Source organism: Streptomyces sp. NBC_01017 (genome assembly GCF_045162795.1).
GTDB lineage: Bacteria > Actinomycetota > Actinomycetes > Streptomycetales > Streptomycetaceae > Streptomyces > Streptomyces machairae.
Window position 1 is genome coordinate 798,305 of the sequence record NZ_CP108683.1, and the last position, 15,745, is coordinate 814,049.

Here is a 15,745-nt window from a genome sequence, read left to right on the forward strand (position 1 = left end):
CAGCACCCCCGGGCAGCTCGCGTCGCCGCAAGGCGGCTTGGAGGCGTCTGGCCGCACCTGCGCCTTTCCGGCCGCAGGCAGCGGGCGGTGTTCAGCCTGTCGCTGCGGGCTGGTCCACGCGGCAGACCGTGTGGTGGAGATCGCCGTCGGCGTCGGCGTAGCCGTACTCACCCGAATACACGACCAACTCGGCCGCGCCTTGTGCGGTGTCGGCGGGATGGTGGCGGAAGACAGCGGCGGTGGCTTCCGGGTCACGCCAGTATCCCTGGGCGATGGTCGGCCCGCGGTGTACGAACTGGCCGCGGGTGCCCGGCGGGCAGGGCCGTCCGTTCTCGTCCACGACCAGGACGTCGCTGTTGGGGACGGGCCGGCCGATGGAGCGGGGCTTGGTGTCGATCAGAGGATGCTGCAGGCATGTTGTGTGCAGTGTCTCGGGGTGACCGTACAGGGCGAAGACCTCCACCTTGGGATGGGCGGATCTCATCGCCTTGAGCGCGGCCGGCGGCAGACCTTTCCCGGAGTGGGTGAGGTAGCGCAGACGGGGATAGGCCTCGCGCAGGAACGGGGAGCGGCTGCCGGTCAGGGCCGGCCAGAAGGAGGGCAGCAGGGCAAGTCCGGTGACCTCGGCGGTTTTGAGGAGATGGCACAGGCTTGAGGCGGAAGTGAAGCGGGGGATGACGACGGCGGCGCCGGCGGCGAAGGTGGCGAGCACCTGGTTCAGACCGTAGTGGCTGCTCCACGCAGGCAATGTCAGGACGCGGTCGCGTCCCGTCAGGCGCAGGCAGTCACACAGCGTGAACGCGCCGGCCAGGAGGTTGTCATGGCTGAGCATGACGCCCTTGAGGGGGTCTTCGGTGCCGGAGGGGTAGACAAGTGCTGCCAGGTCGTGGCCGATGACGCGCTGCACTGCCCTCAGCGGCGGTCCCGCAGCCGCATCCGCGGTGACTATGGATCTGCCGCCGGCAGAGTAGCGGCGCACGAGCGCGCGGCGGTGGCGGGAGGTGACCGCGAGGACGGCTTGGGCGTGCTCGATGATGCCTCCGACCCGGGGCGCGGGAAGCTGTTCGTGGATGAGGACCGGGATCAGACCAGCCATGTGGGCGCCGAAGAACAGGGCCAGGCTGCGGGTCTCCGGTGGCAGGACGAGCGCCACCCGATCGCCCGGGCGGGCTCGTCCGGCCAGGAAGCCGGCACATCTGCGGGCGAGCACGGCGAGTTCGCTGTAGGTGAGGGCCTGGTCGTCCTCGACGACAGCCAGAGCCCACGGGTTCTTGCGAGCTGCCTGCAACAGGAGATCGGGGACGACGTACTGCACCACACACCTCCCTGCGGTCAGAAATGAGAGCCGGGCGGCCCGGCCGCTCTGCGGTGCACCTCGGTACACCGATGAGGAAAGACTGGCGCGTGAAGTGACCGAGCGTGGTGCCCGAAGAGGTGGACCATCAGGCGCCGACGAGTGATGAGTTGGCCTGCCCAGCTGCGCCCACCGCGCGAAGTCCTCTGTCAACTCCTCAGCCACGGCACGGATGCGCCGGCTCTGCAGCCCGTCGCCAAGGAGGCCCAAGCAGACCTCGGGCAGCGGTCTTTACGGCCTGCGCTCGTAGGCGACCAGGGTATCGACATGGCAGAAGCCATGGGCCTGCAGGAAGCTGTCCATCGCGGCATTGTCGTGGTCGATGTACACCGCTACACGGCGCGCATCGCGGGTAATCGCCAGGTCGACGCATTCGCGCAGCAGGCGGCTTCCCATGCCGCGGCGGCGGTGGCCCGGGCTGACACTGAGCTGCCACAGCAGGGCTGTGTCATCCGGGCAGGCAAGGACGACGGCGGAGGCTGCCGTGCCTGCACCATGCCGTATGCGCAGCCGCCAGCCGTGCGGGCTGCGCACCCGGGTGACGTCGGTGGGCGGCTCATCGGGCAGGCGGGCGGGTCGCCCAGGGAGGAGGAGGTCGTCCAAAAGGAGATAGCGCTGGCGGGCGTACGGCACGAAGCGGGCGCCCATGAGCAGGTCTGCGAGCCGGTGGTGGTGCCCGACGGGCAGTCCCGGCACCAGCGCCAGGGCGCAGATCGCGGGCTCGCTGAAGGCATACAGGCGCCGCGGGCCCAGTGTCTGGCAGGCGTGGGAGAGCAGGGCCGATATGACGCCGGGGTCGTCGTCCTGGGCGTGCAGCCAGTGGATCAGCCCGCTGCCGTCGAAGGCCCGCTGCGACAGCGCCACGGCCCCGACGACAGCGCCGGACGGGTCCACGCCGGCGCACATCTCAAAGTGTCCTGGGGCAGCCAGGTGCTGTGCCGATGCAGCTGTCAGAGCAGGTTCCCCGGGCAGCCGCGCACGGTTGATCAACTCCCGCAGTGCAGGAAGGTCAGCGCTGTCGCCGGGGCGAATGGCCGGGAGGGCGGGCATGGCAGTGCGGTGCTGGGCCATTCATATCTCTCACAGGGTCGTGCGGCAGGGGCAGCGGCCGACAGCCGCACGCCTTCGACTGTGCCCCTCCCCCGGGACCTGCTGCCCCAGGGGAAGCCCCTAAGGAAATGGTTATGGGGCCACGTGTGGGCGGGGAGGGATCCGTCGCGGGACAAGCCCCGGTGGCATGCCGTACAGGAGACGGAAGCGATGTTTGCCCCTTCGTCTCCCCCAAAAGGAAGTGCTGACCAAAGACTCAAGCGTTAACCTCGGCGTTGCAGCCAGCACTTAAATGGAGGGCCTTGAGATGGAAAACTCTGAAGAAGAGTATGTTGACATGTACGGCTCCTCCGATAACGAGGACTACAATAACGAGAATTGGTACGCTACACCCGAGGCGGCGCCGACGCAGACCATTCCCAGCCGATATCAGCGCCTGGGTGAAGCAAATGCACTACTGAGTCAATTCACGGTTTCTGTTCTGTGCTTGGATAACAGTGGAAATAATCCGCAGACCTTCGGGCCGTTCACCATTGAAGAGTTCCTGGCACAGTTCGATATCGTCGGCGGCCAAATCCGGAACCGGCTCGCCGAAGGCTTTGCGAAGTGCATCGAGTCACGCGAGTGGAATTTTTATCTGTCGGAGACAGATAAGGTGGTGGTCACGCCGGACTGGGCACAGAAACACATGCAGATTGCAATAAACAGGGGTTACACAAAGGACAGCACCGACGAAGTAACCATCGCTCTTGACGTGTGGACAGCCATGAAGCTTCCTCCGGATCCGTCGGATGCCGGTCATCCAGATCTCTACGGAACAGGTTTTCATCCGGAATGGCCGGATGGAACCGAGTCGGATACCGACTGAACCTCTTTCATCCTGTGCTGCAGGGTGAAATGGGCTGTGGTGGTGACGTGGCAGAGCCCCTCGTCGTTGGCGTGGTGACTCCACTTGAGCCTCTTTCAACCTGTCACTGAGGGGTGAAAGGGCAGGTCGGGTGGGTCGTTGGTGACATGGCCGAGCCCCTTGTCGTTGGCGGTGCTGATCTCACTCGACACCGGCGCCAAGGGGATGCTCTGTTGGTTCCGTACCCTTCCATGCTCGACGTACCCGATGCTCGACCAACCGCATCGGCAGAGTGGTCGCAGCAGTCCACACCCTCCTCACCTGCGAATACGCAGGATGAAAGGTTCAATAACCCTCAAGATCGAGGTTAAAGATCAATAGGCGGATGGCCGCACATTGCTAAGCAGAACCTCTACGGAGATATCTACCGGCCGCTGGCACTGGATCACCGTTCAAGGAAGGTGAATTCCTTTTCCCACCGGCGGGTGATCTCGTCGGGGGTGTACCGACGGATATTGTCGCGCGCGGCGTCACCCAGTCGGTTACGCAGCTCGGCGTTGGACATCAATGCATCCAGGCATCGGGACAGTTCGTGGGTGTTGCCGGTCTGGGCGAGCAGCCCGTCCTCGCCGTGGCGGATGATTTCGTGGACTCCGGGGGCGCAATCGAACGCGGCGCAGGGCACGCCCGCGGCCATGGCTTCCGTCAACGCCAGTGGGAATCCTTCGCCTCGCGACGATCGCACGAAGACGGAAGCGCCGCGCAGTGCGCTGTAGATGTCGTGAGTGCGGCCGCACCACTCGATGCTGTCGTCGAGTCCCAGCATGGTGCACTGAGCTTTCAGCTCTGCCTTGTCCTCTCCGTCGCCGTAAATCTTGAGTCGCCAGTTGGGGTGATGTGGCGCTGTCGCCGCCCAGGTGTCCAGGAGCATGTCAATGCCCTTCTGGTCAGTGAGTCGCCCCGCCGACACGACTACCGGTTGGGTGCGTGGGGAGGGCTCGCTGGGGAAGGAGAGCAAGGCGTTTGGCATGAAGGACGCGTTGTTCATGCCGTCCCGGATCCAGCGGTCGGCATCCTCTCTGGTGAGGAGGTAGAGCCGGTCGACGTCGGCGAAGTGGCGTTTGACTCGGCCGTAGCGGGTCGAGGCGCGGGAGTAGGCGTAGGACTCAAGGCTCATGCCGATGACCGTCATCCCGTGTGTGTCGGCGAGGGCGACCCATTCCATGGCCCACACCTGGGTGACGATGATGACACCGCCGGGAAGGGCGTCGGCGAAGAGTTTTGTGAGCCGAGAGGCGTGCTTGCGCATGTCTGCCTCGTGGGCCCGCACCCGGTATGTGTGGACAGGGTCGAGTCGACCGCGCGTGCCGTGCCGCTTCGTTCTCTTGCGTGGGGCCGTGTCGTACAGGGTGGTGATGGGGTAGGTGGGTTGGCCTCCGAGGTTTTGCGGCACTTCGGCCATGGTGATACCGATGACGTGGACATGGTGACCGCGTTCGGTGAAGAGCCGAGCCATCTGGTGCGTCCAGGTGGTCGCACCGCCGAGTTCGTCGACGCTGTTGCTCACAAGAAAGATGTCCCGTGGTTCGGCCATCGAGGGTGCGGTGCTGTGGAGTGTCGTGGGGGCCGTGGTCACTGAGAGCCTCCGCGGTTGAAAAAGGAGCCGATGATGATGCGGGCAGCGTCGCCGTGCTCGTACTCGCCGAATTCGGCCACGAAGCGGGCCCGGGTGTCGGCGTCGGCTTCTCCCGCGTCCTTCAATGCGTCGATCGCGTTGAAAAACTCATCCTCGGTGAAGGTGACCGGTCCGGGCGCCTTGGACCGCAGGTCGAAGTAGGTGCCGCGTTCAGCGCTCGCATACTCCTCCCAGTCGTGCGCGTAAAAGACCATGGGCCGGTCCAGGAGGGCGTAGTCAAACATCACTGACGAGTAGTCAGTGATCAGAGTATCGGCGAGCAACATCAGCTGGGTGACGTCGTGGTGGGAGGTGACGTCGATGACGATGTCGCCTACGGAAGGCGGCAGTACGACACGGCTGAGGTAGTGGGCGCGCACGAGCAAGGTGTAACGGCCCCCGAAGCGTTCGGCGAACGCTTCCGCATCGAAGGGCAATGCGAAGTCGCGCACCTGGCCGCCGAACGTGGCCCGGAACGTGGGTGCGTACAGCAGTACATCCTTGTCGTCTGGGATACCCAACGCCTGCGCCAGCGGCCCGCGGTGTCGTCTGCCGGTTCGGCGCTCCTCCTCGCGTGCGGCCACGAGCGCGTCGTTGCGGGGGTAGCCGCTCTTGATGAGGGTCTCGTCGCGGAGATGGAAGGCCTTGGCAAGGGTGCGGACATCATGCTCGGAGCGGATGAGGAAGTGGTCGAATCGGTTCAGTGCCCGCTGGTAGTGAGCGCGTGCCGCCTGGCTGCGGGCCCGGTAGGTCGGCTCGTCGAATCCCATTCGTTTCAGGGCCGAGCCGTGCCAGGTCTGGATGTAGGTGGTGCCGGGCCGTTTGGCGAGCTTGAGCGGCATGCCCTGGTTGTCGATCCAGAAGTCTGCCTGTGCGAGGGCCCGCAGGTGCCGCCAGCTCCAGCGCCGTACCAAGGTTGCATCAGCGGGGAAGCCTTCGGGTCGGCTTTCCGCATGGGACCATACGGGCCGGAAGGCAACGCCTTGACGGCGCATCTCCTCGTACAGGGCACGGGGGCTGTCGCTGTAGTGCTTGCCGAGGTTGCTTTCGAAGACGACAAGCCCCTTACGGATCGGCAGGCGGCACAAGACCTTGTGATACACGCGGATCTTCGTGTCGCCGGAGTTGAGCCGTTGCTTGGCCCGGCGGCCTTTGCGTACCGCGTCCTTGATCAGGGAACCGGCCGGGCCCGCGATGGCCAAGCGCACCATCTCGCTCGAGTGCCGAGCGGCAGGGCCGTGCGCGGTCAGGACAAAGGAGAGGTGGCCTCGGCGCGAGACGCTCGGTTCCAGGCGGTCGGCGACAAGCCGGGTCAGCCGGGGCCGCACATGCAGCGGCGAGGCGTCGCTGAGCTGGGCGCTGGTCGCCGAAAGCCGGGTGCGCAGCGGTACGCCGTCGACGTCGAGCAGGAGTCGTACGTCCCAGACCGTGTCGATGACGCCGAGGGGACGCAGCTGTTTGGCGAGGTGCACCTGCGCCTGCCATTCAAGGGACTGCTCGGTGCGGCGCAGTGAGGTGAGGGGGAACCGGAAGGCCTTCGGCGATCGGCGCCGGGCGCGGAACTCCAGCTGGGCTCGAATGCGCGAGTCGCTTTTGATGCGACCCAGCGGGTTCACGATGCTACCGGCAAGCGAGACAGCACCCCGTCCGTCGTCTTCGTAGTGGGTGAGTTCGTTGCGGAGGAAGAGCTGCCGGAGGGGGCGGACGGGCCAGCCGGAATCGGTGACGTCGAGAATGCGGCGGCCTGCGGGATCGTCGAGGTGTTCGGCGCACCAGTAGATGCGGCCGTCCCGCTCGTTCAGCGGCGAGGAGAGTTTGCCCGGGTTGGTGAGCGAGTCCGCCGCCGGCAGAAGGTTTCGCATGTCCCCACGGGCCATCAGGTAGGCGCAGATCGCCTGGAGGGGCTGCGCCTCGGCGTAAGCGTCGGGGTGCAGGGCGGCGAGGTAGGGGCGGGCCAGATCGGCGATTCTGTGCCGGTTTTCGGCATCCAGCAACGGCAGATCCTGCAGGTGGAGGACGAGGTCGTGCTTGAGGAACTTCACGTCTTTGTGGAAGCGGAGGTCCGTCATGCCGTACTCGGCCAGCAGTTCGTCCACCCGACGGTGGATCTCCATGCGGTGCGCGAAGTTCGTGATCTCGTGGCGCCGGCTTGAGATGGACCTTGTCGTCGTCTTGTCGTACACGTTCCAGGAGTAGACATGGTTGGGGATGAGGGTGATGCGCCGCGCAGCGACATAAGCCTGGGCGGTGAAGAGCAAGTCCTCGTAGGGCAGGCCGGCCAGGAAGGTCAGGTCCCATTCACGAAGGAAGTCGCGGCGGTAGCACTTGTTGGTGGACAACGTATCGAACGCCAGAAGGCCAGGAAGCTCGGCGATGGACTCGAGGGTGCGGGTCTGGGAGTACAGCCACGGGTGCCACTCGACACGTTTGCCGTCTCTGGAGTCGACATGGACCCGTACGCACATGCCCGAGACGATGTCGGCGTCGCTCTGCTCAGCAGCATCCACCATGTTGCGGCAGGCGTCGCGGTGCAGCGTGTCATCACTGTCGAGGAACATCACGTATCGGCCGCGCGCTGCCTCGAGACCCCGGTTGCGCGGCGCGCCGCAGCCGCCGCTGTTCTCCGGCAGGCGATAGGCGCGGATGCGGTCAGGCCGGCCGGCAGCAAGGGATTGTGCCGTCTCCCACGAGCCGTCAGTGCTGTGGTCGTCGACGATCAAGACCTCCACACCTCGGTAGGTTTGCGCGACGACGGAGGCGACAGCGGCGGGCAATCGCTTGGCGTCGTTGTAGACGGTCACGACCACGGAGATGTCGGGAGAGTTCACATTCTTCCCATCTGCTACGTTCTGTGCCGCTTACATTACTTGCTGCAATGGTCGGGGCGATCGACTGCGGCAACGTCGGGAATGTCGTACGCAGGAGTTGCCCACAACCGGACCGGCACAACGCCAGTGAGCTCAGCGCTCTCCAACCTGCTGGAGTTTCCCCCAGGCCGGTGGTTAGCGTTTCCGCAGGTCCCGCACGTGGTTTCGTCATCCGGGTGATGGCTGTGCAGCGGCCCGTGCGGACTGTTTTGACGGTCTGCGCTGCGTGACGGGAGACGGGTGACTTCACTTTGCGGGTGCTGACGCGGGTTCGCCGTGCAGGCGCCAGGGGCGACGACTCGGCGGCCGATCTCCCCGATGCCCTGCGAAGACTCCTTGCGCACATACCCAGCAGGTCACGCGCGGTTTGGGGGGCGATGGTGAAGCCGGGAGCGGTCGGGAGCGGTGCCCGGCACGGACTCCGCCGCCTCGACCACGGTGCGGCGCAGGAGCCGGTAGAAGAGGTGAGCAGGGCCCACAATCTCCTGCTCGACGCCGGCCGGGTCGCGCGAGCGCAGGGCACGTCCCTGCAGGATGGTGTGAGGCAAGGCGTCGTAGTAGACCGCTCATGGCAAAGACGCACGAGACGGCCGGCGGGGTAACGGCGGGCATCCGGGGATGGTGTCCCCCGTCGTGGTGTTGCCGATCAACTGGTGGGCGTGTTCGGGGTGTTGGGTAGTGCGGGGGCGCTTTCGGGGCGTTCGGAGTAGAGCTCGTCCATGCTGCCTTCGGGGAGGTAGCGGCGGGGGAAGGCGATCCATTCGTCGTGCATCTCGAACAGCACGGCGGTGACGAGCCGCAAGAGCGCGTCGTCGTTGGGGAAGACCTGGACGACGTCGGTGCGGCGCTTGATCTCCCGGTTGATCCGCTCCAGCGGGTTGGTCGACTGGATCTTCTTCCAGTGCCTCGGTGGGAAGTCCGCGAATGCTGTCAGGTCTTCCTTCGCGTCGAGGAGCATGGCTTTGACCTTGGGGAACTGGGTGCCGAGCATGTCCGCGACGGTGTCGAGCTGGGTGCGCACGAGGCCGGCAGTGGGCTGGGTGAAGATCGTGCGGATCGTCGCGGCAACCATTTCACCGGAGTCCCGGTCGATCACGCCGAAGACGTTGCGCAGGAAATGAACCCTGCACCGCTGCCAGGCGGCGCCCAGCATCACCTTGCGGACCGCGGCGACCAGACCCGAGTGCTGGTCGGTGACGACGAGGCGGACCCCGGACAGTCCGCGTTCACGCAGGGAGCGCAGGAACTCCTTCCAGAACGCCTCGCTCTCGCTGTCTCCGGCCATCAGGCCCAGGACCTCGCGGTTGCCGTCCTCGGTGATGCCGGTGGCCACCACGACGGCCCGGGAGACAATCTGGTGGTTGACCCGCCCCTTGCAGTACGTGGCATCCAGGTAGACGTAGGGGAAGCGGACATGGTCGAGTGGGCGGGTGCGGAACGCGGTCAGCGGTTCGTCCAGCGCCGCGCAGATCCGTGAGACCTCCGACTTCGAGATGCCGCTGTCCCCACCCAGGGCTTTGACCAGGTCATCCACGCTGCGGGTGGACACACCGTGCACGTATGCCTCCATGATCACGGCATAGAGGGCCTGGTCGATCCGGCGCCGCCGTTCCAGCAGTGACGGGAAGAAACTGCCGGTGCGGACCTTGGGGATCTCCAGGTTCAGGTCGCCGGCCAGCGTGGTCAGCACCTTCTCGCGGTGCCCGTTGCGGATGGTGGTCCGCGTCGGCGTGTGCTCGTTCCACTCCGCACCGATATGGGCACTCGCCTCGGCCTCGATCAGCTCCTGCACCATCCGCTCGGCGATGGTGCGGATGAACTCGATTCCGTCGGTCGAGCGTAGTGACTCAAGCAGCCGTATCAGCTCAGACTGGGACAGGGCCATCGTGTACTCCTCGTGGTTGAACTGGCTGTTCACCAAGAAGAGTTACGCGGTGGCCCACCCCCTGTTCAGGGAGCGGCACTCACCCGTGGAAGTGCGCCCCGGGCAGACGCCCGCGCACTCCCAGCCGCTGATCCGCAACACCACGACGAGGGACACCATCCATCCGGGCGTGGTTGCCGGACGGTAGGAGCCCTCGAAGTCGGCGTCGGCGCAGGTGAGGCTCACCCGGGCTTCGATGATGCGCGCCGGGACGCCGCCGATGGCCGAGAGATGGGACGAGTCGTCGAGTGGCTGGAGGACCGGTGGCCGCAGGCGCCGGGAGATGCGGCCCGGGACCGTGCGCCGGTGGCGTGCACGGCGGCGAGGAAGTCCTTGCCGTCGAAACCCCGATCCCCCGGCACCGGCATCTCGGGGCCCAGACGGTGCGACACCCCGACGGCAGGGTGGGTGAGGAAAAGTCCCGCCCTCGCGGGAGGCAAGGGCGGGAGTGACTCGTCAACCGATGGCGGCGAGTTTAGATGTGCGTGACGGTGGCGACCACTCGTCCCGCTTCAGGGGTGCTGGGGTCGCCGTATCGGACTTCGATGCGGTGAGCGGTGTAGTCGGGCCGGAACATTGCGGCTTGCCAGGTGCCGACAGTCGACACCTGTACATCGTCGCCGACCGCGAACTTCCCGGCGTGCTCGGAGGTGTCGGGGTTCCAAAGGAAGTAGCGTCCTCCGGGCTCGACACCAGGGTCGCTGTCCAGGCGGAGCAGCCACGTCGTGGAGCCGCTGATAGTCGACATCGGGGTCCAGCGCACATTGTCAAGCTGCAGGTCAGCAGCAGCGCTGGTGACCGGTGCCTGCGGAGGAGAGGTGTCGGCAAATGCGGCTGGTGCGGAGAGTCCGCTCAGGAAAACTGTGGCAGCCGCCAGTGCTATGACATGGTGTCGCTTCGAGCGTGGCATGCGGTGTCCTTCCGTGGTGGGCCGGTTCTTTGGTGCCGGCCGTTGAAATGGGGCGCGCCAGCCTTGTGCCGGGTGGCGGCAGGCTTGTGCGACAGGCAAGGGGCCAGGGGGCCGCGTCCCTGTCGGCAGAGGGGGTCCGCAAGACTCATCTGGGCAAGCCGCTCGGCATGCACGCCTGCGGTTGCCCAGGTGATGTCAGAACGCGGGCGCAAGCTGCCAGCGGTATCAAAAGAGCGTCAGGGGCACGCTGTTCGCAGTGTCCGCCTGCCGGCTCTTTCGACTCCGGCACTGTTCACGTGGCACATACTTCGTCTCCGGAAGATCGAAGTCCGGTCAGCCTTGCACGCCGATTTCCACGGCAGCAAACCAGGGCGATCTTATTCAGCCCAGCCAGAACCCCTTTTGTGTGCCTGGCGAAGTGACTGCAGTTGGCTGGGATCCACCGTCGCGCGGCTGGTGCTTGTGCGGGATTCATCCCCTGCGTGCCCACGACTCTCAAGCCTGGGCTCCAGCGTGATTCAAGGGCCTCGCCGATGGATTGCCTGGACATTGCGACCCTACTGAAGGGCGGGGGCTTCGCCTTGGATGCACAGGATCCTGGCCGAATGTCTTCTGGCGGGTTCACACAGTGTGCAAAGCATCGACTCCATCGGGCATGGCCGGAAACAGTACGGTTGGTGGAGAAAAAGATTGAGCAGCGTCGGCACCGAATGCAGTGAGCAGTCCAGGAATACATCAACGGACTGCCCTATAGGGCAGTATAGGGCTCCCCATTCTGCTCGAAAGGGAAGGGCGGGGCTCGGTGCCTGGCTAAAGCGTCAACCGGCAAGCAGACGCCCCTGTCCCGAAGCTTTTTGGCCGACTGCGCGAAGATGCGCAGCTGCTTGAACTCCACCGCAGCCACTACCCGTACCGGACCACCCCTCGACGCCACGGGCTCCGGCCGACGCCCATTCAAAACGGTTGGTCATCGTTGCCGGTGGGCAGCCAATTCGAGTGGGTGGGACATCGTGGAACGCGTCGTTGCGGAGCATCGCAAACAGCACGTCGGCCCGCCGTCCCGTGAGGCACAGGAGCGCTTCGGCATGGCGCTTGCCCTGGGCTCTGTCCCTGTCGTAGTGGGCGCAGGCAGAGCTGATCGGTCCTGGCTGCGAACGCAGTAGGAAGAAGCCTGTTTGAGCGGCAGCGGGCCACCGGCGTCGGGCCAAAGGTCAAAATCCGCTGCAGGAGCGCGCTTGAGCCAACGCCTCATTCGGCACTGGCCGATAATGAACTCCACGATTGCCCGGCACCGATGCCGGCGATCTACGGTGTGCGCCAAGGTCGGACACGCAGCTGTACTGGCTGCGGTCGTGACGATTGGCCTACAAAAAAAGAGGTAGCAGTGTATTCAAAGCGCACACTCGTGGCGGTAGTAGCGACGTGCTGTGGAATCATGGGCGCCGCAGCACCTGCCGCGCACCCCGCCCCGTCGCCGGGTATCGCGGCGCAACCTCTGGCGACCGGCGAGACATTATCTCCGGCCGAGGTTTCCGGCCTCCGTCTGGACAACCTCAAGTGGGTACAGAGGGGCCAGCTCGGAGGTCCGCCGAGCTGGCGCCTCGTACTCGACAAGTATCCTGCAGTGGATGGACACGGGGTGTTCTTCACATACGACCTGCTTCACGAGCAGCAGGGCAGCGGTTTCGTTACCGGCGACATCGCGCGGTCGACCGTGGAGTCACCCTCGCTGGTACAGATCAGAAGGGGCGCGGCAACAAACGTAGCCGTTATGTATGGCGACCCCAACCACGTCGAAGAGGCGCTGTACATTGCGGGTGCGTACGACTCCGGCATCACCACGGCAGGCTCCTCGCACACACAAGGCACGGAGTTCCTCGCACACAATGCCGTGCGTAACCCCTCCGACACCTTCGACGGCAGGCCTCTGTTCCGCTTGATCAGCGATGCAGACCGCGAAGACGGGCAGGGCATCTACTTCGCCTACGTCCCCGCCACCGCACAGGTCCGTCCGGTCGGTCTCGGGCAGCACCACCCGCGGGAGTGGCGAGAGGTCATCTTCACGGTTGCACAAGGGGAGCGGAAGACCGAGATCCGCTACGGTGACCCGGCACTACCGGACCGCGCCGAGACCGTCGCATGGGTTGCTGCGGTGCAGCGTTCGGACGCGGCGACTGATTGAGAAACCCTTCGCGAATCCGGGTAGCGGCGTCATGATGTGGAATGACATTCGGATGGCGCGGTGATCGGAAAGATCGCGGCATAGCAACGGGACCTGGCTCTAGCGTGCGGGCTCTCTACTTCCGCAACACGCCGAAACCGAGGTCCCGTTGGTGCGCCTCAGTACATCCGAGTCCGTGGAGCCGGGCAAATCGGCTGCTCACGGCTGTGCCTGTATAGGCGCATCGAGCGGGGAACACGGCCGATGGCACGCTGCGGGAGCGCGTGTACTCCTCGGACCTCGCGGTGCTGTACCTGGTGAACAACGGGATCAAGTGGGCCGAGATGCCGGTGGACTTGCCGCCGTGGAAGGCGGTCTACCGGTTCTTCCGCCGCTGGCAGCACCCTTCAAGGTCATCGGTTTCGAGAAGGGCTCTCAGTTTCTGCTCGACCGTCGCGGTCTCGGGCGACGGATCCGCCTGGTCAACGGCGGCCACGAACTCGGTGACAGTGTCAGTCACTCGATGCCTCTTCCATGACCATCAATTACACCGGTGAGCACACAGACCCACTCCTCGCGGTTCATCCGGTTCTTGGGTCCGTCTGAAGCCGATTCCGTGCCGGGTGGGGCCGGGATCACGTGTCTTGAAATCCTCGCCCACCTAATGGAGGGCGATTCCCGTCTGGCTGCCGGATGTCCGGCTTGCGTTCGGGTGGGTTCCTGCTTCATCGCGCTGTGCGGGCACGGATGCCCGTCTTACCTGCGCTCCACAGGCTGAAACGGCTGGTCCAGCCGCCTTGGCGACGTTGACCGCCGCGTTGATGTCCCGATCGAGGACGGCCCCGCACGCCCCGCACGTCCATTCCCGGATGTGCAGCGGCTTGGGGCCGTCCTTGACGCCGCACTGCGAGCACACCTGAGAGGTCGGCTCGAAGCGGCCGATCTTCACGAGGGTGCGCCCGTACCGGGCGGCCTTGTACTCCAGCATCGCCAGGAACGCCGACCATCCGGCGTCGTGCACGGACTTGGCCATGCGCGTACGGGCGAGCCCCTTGACCGCCAGGTCTTCCACCGCGACCGCTTGGTTTTCGCGAATCAGCTTGGTGGAGAGCTGGTGGTGGAACTCGCGCCGTGCGTCGGCCACCTGCGCATGGGCACGGGCGACCTTGATACGGGCCTTGGTCCGGTTGTTGCCGGCCTTGGCCTTGCGGGACAGGCGGCGCTGTTCCGCCTTGAGCTTCTTCTCGGCCCGGCGCAGGAAGCGGGGGCTGTCGATCTTCGTGCCGTCGGAGAGGATCGCGAAGTGGGACAGGCCCAGGTCGATGCCGACCTTGGGCGTGACCTCGGGCAGAACCTCGTTCGCGTCGGTTTCCACGATGAAGCTCGCGAAGTACCGCCCGGCCGCGTCCTTGATCACGGTCACCGTGGACGGGACCGAGGGAAAGGAGCGGGACCACTTCACGCTCACATCGCCGACCTTCGGCAGGCGCAGCTTCCCGCCGGGAGTGATCTTCCATCCGGCGTTGGCGGTGAACCGTACGGCCTGCCGGTTCCTTACGGCTCTTGAAGCGGGGCGGCCCCATCCTGGGGCGCTTGCCCTTGAGGGAGTCGAAGAAGTTCCGGTACGCGGTGTCCAGGTCCCGAAGGGACTGCTGGAGGATCACCGAGGACACTCCACCGAGCCATGCCCGCTCCGGCGTCTTCTTCGACGCGGTGAGCCGCTTGGACAGCTCGCCGGCGGTGATGAACGGCAGCCCGGCGGCGCGGGCGTCCTCGCGGACGCGGAGCGCGTCGTTGAAGACGACCCGCGAGCACCCGAACGCCCTGGCCGGCGCCGAGCGCTGAGGGCCGTTCGGGTATAGGCGGAACCCATACCGAAGCTGCATAGCGATCATCATACATACTTGGTTCATGTCACCACGCTGGAACCCAAACCCCGATGTACGCACCGGCCGCCACGTCGTCTACAACCTGCACGTTCATTTGGTCTTCGTCACGAAGTACCGGCGCAAGGCCATGACGGACGCCATGCTGACGCGCTGCGAAGAGATCATGAGGGAGGTGTGCGCCGACTTCGAGGCCGAGCTGAAACAGTTCAACGGCGAGGACGATCACGTACATCTCCTCGTGCACTACCCGCCAAAGGTCCAGCTCTCCAAGCTGGTCAACTCCCTCAAGGGCGTATCCACACGGCTGCTGCGCAAGGAGTACGACGCTCACGTGCGCCGATACCTGTGGGGCGGTCACTTCTGGTCCGGCTCGTACTTCGCCGGAAGCTGCGGCGGGGCGCCCCTGACCGTCGTGAAGCAGTACATCGAGAACCAGAAGCGCCCCACGGGCTGAGGGCAACACTTCGGACCCGTGCCCACAGCGCGGGTCAGAGCAGTCCTGAGATGGCCTTCACCCCCGGCGTAAACGCCGGAGCACTGGCCAAGATTAAAGGTAGACGGTCGACCGGTGCCCGACGTGCACGACCCAGACGACCAGCTCGCCGTTGTCGATGGTGTAAGTGACTCGATAGTCGCCGATTCGCAAGCGGCGGCGCTCCGGCTGGGATACGAGCGCAGTGGTGTGAAAGCCCAGAGGGTCGCTCTCCAGTTCTGTCAGCTTGGCCAGGATGCGAAGAGCTGCGTCTCGGGGGATTTTCCGGAGTTCAGCCTGCGCCTCCGGACGGAAGACGGTGCGGTATTCACTCACTGCGTGCCAGCGTCTCCTTCATGACGTCCTCGATCGGAACACCGGCCGCGCGGTTCGTCATGCGCTCATCGACGATGCGGTTGATCTCGCGCTCTTCCCACTGCTGGTATTTGCGCAGGACGTCTATCGAGACGACGGCGGCGACCTCTTTGCCTCGACGGGTGATCACGGTTGGCTGGTCGTCGCGGTCGGCCCGCTCGACGACGTCGGCCAGGTGCGCGCGAACGTCACGGATGGACTCTGTGGGCATCTGCGTCATG

At 65.3% G+C, this 15,745-nt stretch carries 14 protein-coding genes and 1 pseudogene; 5 read left to right on the plus strand and 10 right to left on the minus strand.

Annotation, left to right across the window (positions count from 1 at the left end; all coding sequences use genetic code 11):
* Positions 1-91: 91 nt before the first annotated feature.
* Entirely contained in the window at positions 92-1,315 is a 1,224-nt protein-coding gene (locus tag OG331_RS03900) for an AMP-binding protein (RefSeq protein ID WP_406191582.1), read from the minus strand.
* Between the two features lie 270 nt (positions 1,316-1,585).
* Positions 1,586-2,260 carry a GNAT family N-acetyltransferase gene (locus OG331_RS03905; RefSeq protein WP_406191584.1) on the minus strand — a complete coding sequence of 225 codons (675 nt, stop codon included), beginning with the start codon at positions 2,258-2,260 and terminating at the stop codon, positions 1,586-1,588.
* Between the two features lie 451 nt (positions 2,261-2,711).
* Here OG331_RS03905 and OG331_RS03910 point away from each other — a divergent pair, with 451 nt between their 5' ends.
* The gene (locus tag OG331_RS03910) at positions 2,712-3,272 is read left to right on the plus strand and encodes a hypothetical protein (RefSeq protein ID WP_406191586.1); all 561 of its coding nucleotides are present in this window, start codon (positions 2,712-2,714) and stop codon (positions 3,270-3,272) included.
* Positions 3,273-3,696: 424 nt separating this feature from the next.
* On the opposite strand, the gene OG331_RS03915 is transcribed toward OG331_RS03910, so the two are convergent.
* The 4 genes from OG331_RS03915 to OG331_RS03930 all read right to left on the minus strand — a co-directional run bounded on the left by OG331_RS03915 (position 3,697) and on the right by OG331_RS03930 (position 9,678).
* Positions 3,697-4,845, minus strand: coding sequence for a glycosyltransferase (locus OG331_RS03915; protein ID WP_406191588.1), 1,149 nt, complete (start codon positions 4,843-4,845; stop codon positions 3,697-3,699).
* Between the two features lie 38 nt (positions 4,846-4,883).
* Positions 4,884-7,754, minus strand: a complete 2,871-nt coding sequence (locus tag OG331_RS03920; RefSeq protein ID WP_406191590.1) for a CDP-glycerol glycerophosphotransferase family protein — start codon at positions 7,752-7,754, stop codon at positions 4,884-4,886.
* Positions 7,755-8,149: 395 nt separating this feature from the next.
* The gene (locus OG331_RS03925; protein WP_406191592.1) at positions 8,150-8,341 is read right to left on the minus strand and encodes a hypothetical protein; all 192 of its coding nucleotides are present in this window, start codon (positions 8,339-8,341) and stop codon (positions 8,150-8,152) included.
* Between the two features lie 98 nt (positions 8,342-8,439).
* Positions 8,440-9,678, minus strand: a complete 1,239-nt coding sequence (locus tag OG331_RS03930) for an IS256 family transposase (protein ID WP_406209691.1) — start codon at positions 9,676-9,678, stop codon at positions 8,440-8,442.
* A gap of 16 nt (positions 9,679-9,694) precedes the next feature.
* Between OG331_RS03930 and OG331_RS03935 the strand changes: the two genes are divergently transcribed.
* Entirely contained in the window at positions 9,695-9,865 is a 171-nt protein-coding gene (locus tag OG331_RS03935; RefSeq protein ID WP_406191594.1) for a hypothetical protein, read from the plus strand.
* Between the two features lie 327 nt (positions 9,866-10,192).
* On the opposite strand, the gene OG331_RS03940 is transcribed toward OG331_RS03935, so the two are convergent.
* Positions 10,193-10,627 carry a hypothetical protein gene (locus OG331_RS03940; RefSeq protein WP_406191596.1) on the minus strand — a complete coding sequence of 145 codons (435 nt, stop codon included), beginning with the start codon at positions 10,625-10,627 and terminating at the stop codon, positions 10,193-10,195.
* 1,639 nt (positions 10,628-12,266) lie between these two features.
* Here OG331_RS03940 and OG331_RS03945 point away from each other — a divergent pair.
* Together OG331_RS03945 and OG331_RS03950 are read left to right on the plus strand one after the other, a co-directional pair.
* The gene (locus OG331_RS03945) at positions 12,267-12,809 is read left to right on the plus strand and encodes a hypothetical protein (RefSeq protein ID WP_406191598.1); all 543 of its coding nucleotides are present in this window, start codon (positions 12,267-12,269) and stop codon (positions 12,807-12,809) included.
* A gap of 284 nt (positions 12,810-13,093) precedes the next feature.
* Complete coding sequence (locus OG331_RS03950; protein WP_406209694.1) at positions 13,094-13,345, plus strand: transposase; 252 nt, start codon at positions 13,094-13,096, stop codon at positions 13,343-13,345.
* A gap of 104 nt (positions 13,346-13,449) precedes the next feature.
* Here OG331_RS03950 and OG331_RS03955 read toward each other — a convergent pair.
* A pseudogene (locus OG331_RS03955) lies at positions 13,450-14,674 on the minus strand (RNA-guided endonuclease InsQ/TnpB family protein).
* A gap of 25 nt (positions 14,675-14,699) precedes the next feature.
* On the opposite strand from OG331_RS03955, the gene tnpA reads away from it, so the two are divergent.
* On the plus strand, positions 14,700-15,131 hold the full coding sequence (gene tnpA / locus OG331_RS03960; RefSeq protein WP_406191600.1) for an IS200/IS605 family transposase: 432 nt from the start codon (positions 14,700-14,702) through the stop codon (positions 15,129-15,131).
* 93 nt (positions 15,132-15,224) lie between these two features.
* Here the strand turns inward: tnpA and OG331_RS03965 are convergent, their stop codons facing one another.
* Together OG331_RS03965 and OG331_RS03970 are read right to left on the minus strand one after the other, a co-directional pair.
* Positions 15,225-15,485: a type II toxin-antitoxin system RelE/ParE family toxin gene (locus OG331_RS03965; protein ID WP_406191602.1), complete on the minus strand. Its 261-nt coding sequence runs from the start codon at positions 15,483-15,485 to the stop codon at positions 15,225-15,227.
* A complete protein-coding gene (locus OG331_RS03970) occupies positions 15,478-15,744 on the minus strand; it encodes a type II toxin-antitoxin system Phd/YefM family antitoxin (protein WP_406191604.1) in 267 nt (88 codons plus the stop codon). The genes OG331_RS03965 and OG331_RS03970 overlap by 8 nt, the downstream gene beginning before the upstream one ends.
* Position 15,745: the final 1 nt, after the last annotated feature.

Excerpts from the sequence above, each read along its gene's own strand:
- OG331_RS03905 (WP_406191584.1), bottom strand. The coding sequence starts at position 2,260 with ATGTGCGCCGGCGTGGACCCGTCCGGCGCTGTCGTCGGGGCCGTGGCG.
- OG331_RS03910 (WP_406191586.1), top strand. The coding sequence starts at position 2,712 with ATGGAAAACTCTGAAGAAGAGTATGTTGACATGTACGGCTCCTCCGAT.
- OG331_RS03915 (WP_406191588.1), bottom strand. The coding sequence starts at position 4,845 with ATGGCCGAACCACGGGACATCTTTCTTGTGAGCAACAGCGTCGACGAA.
- OG331_RS03930 (WP_406209691.1), bottom strand. The coding sequence starts at position 9,678 with ATGGCCCTGTCCCAGTCTGAGCTGATACGGCTGCTTGAGTCACTACGC.
- OG331_RS03940 (WP_406191596.1), bottom strand. The coding sequence starts at position 10,627 with ATGCCACGCTCGAAGCGACACCATGTCATAGCACTGGCGGCTGCCACA.
- tnpA (WP_406191600.1), top strand. The coding sequence starts at position 14,700 with ATGTCACCACGCTGGAACCCAAACCCCGATGTACGCACCGGCCGCCAC.
- OG331_RS03970 (WP_406191604.1), bottom strand. The coding sequence starts at position 15,744 with ATGACGCAGATGCCCACAGAGTCCATCCGTGACGTTCGCGCGCACCTG.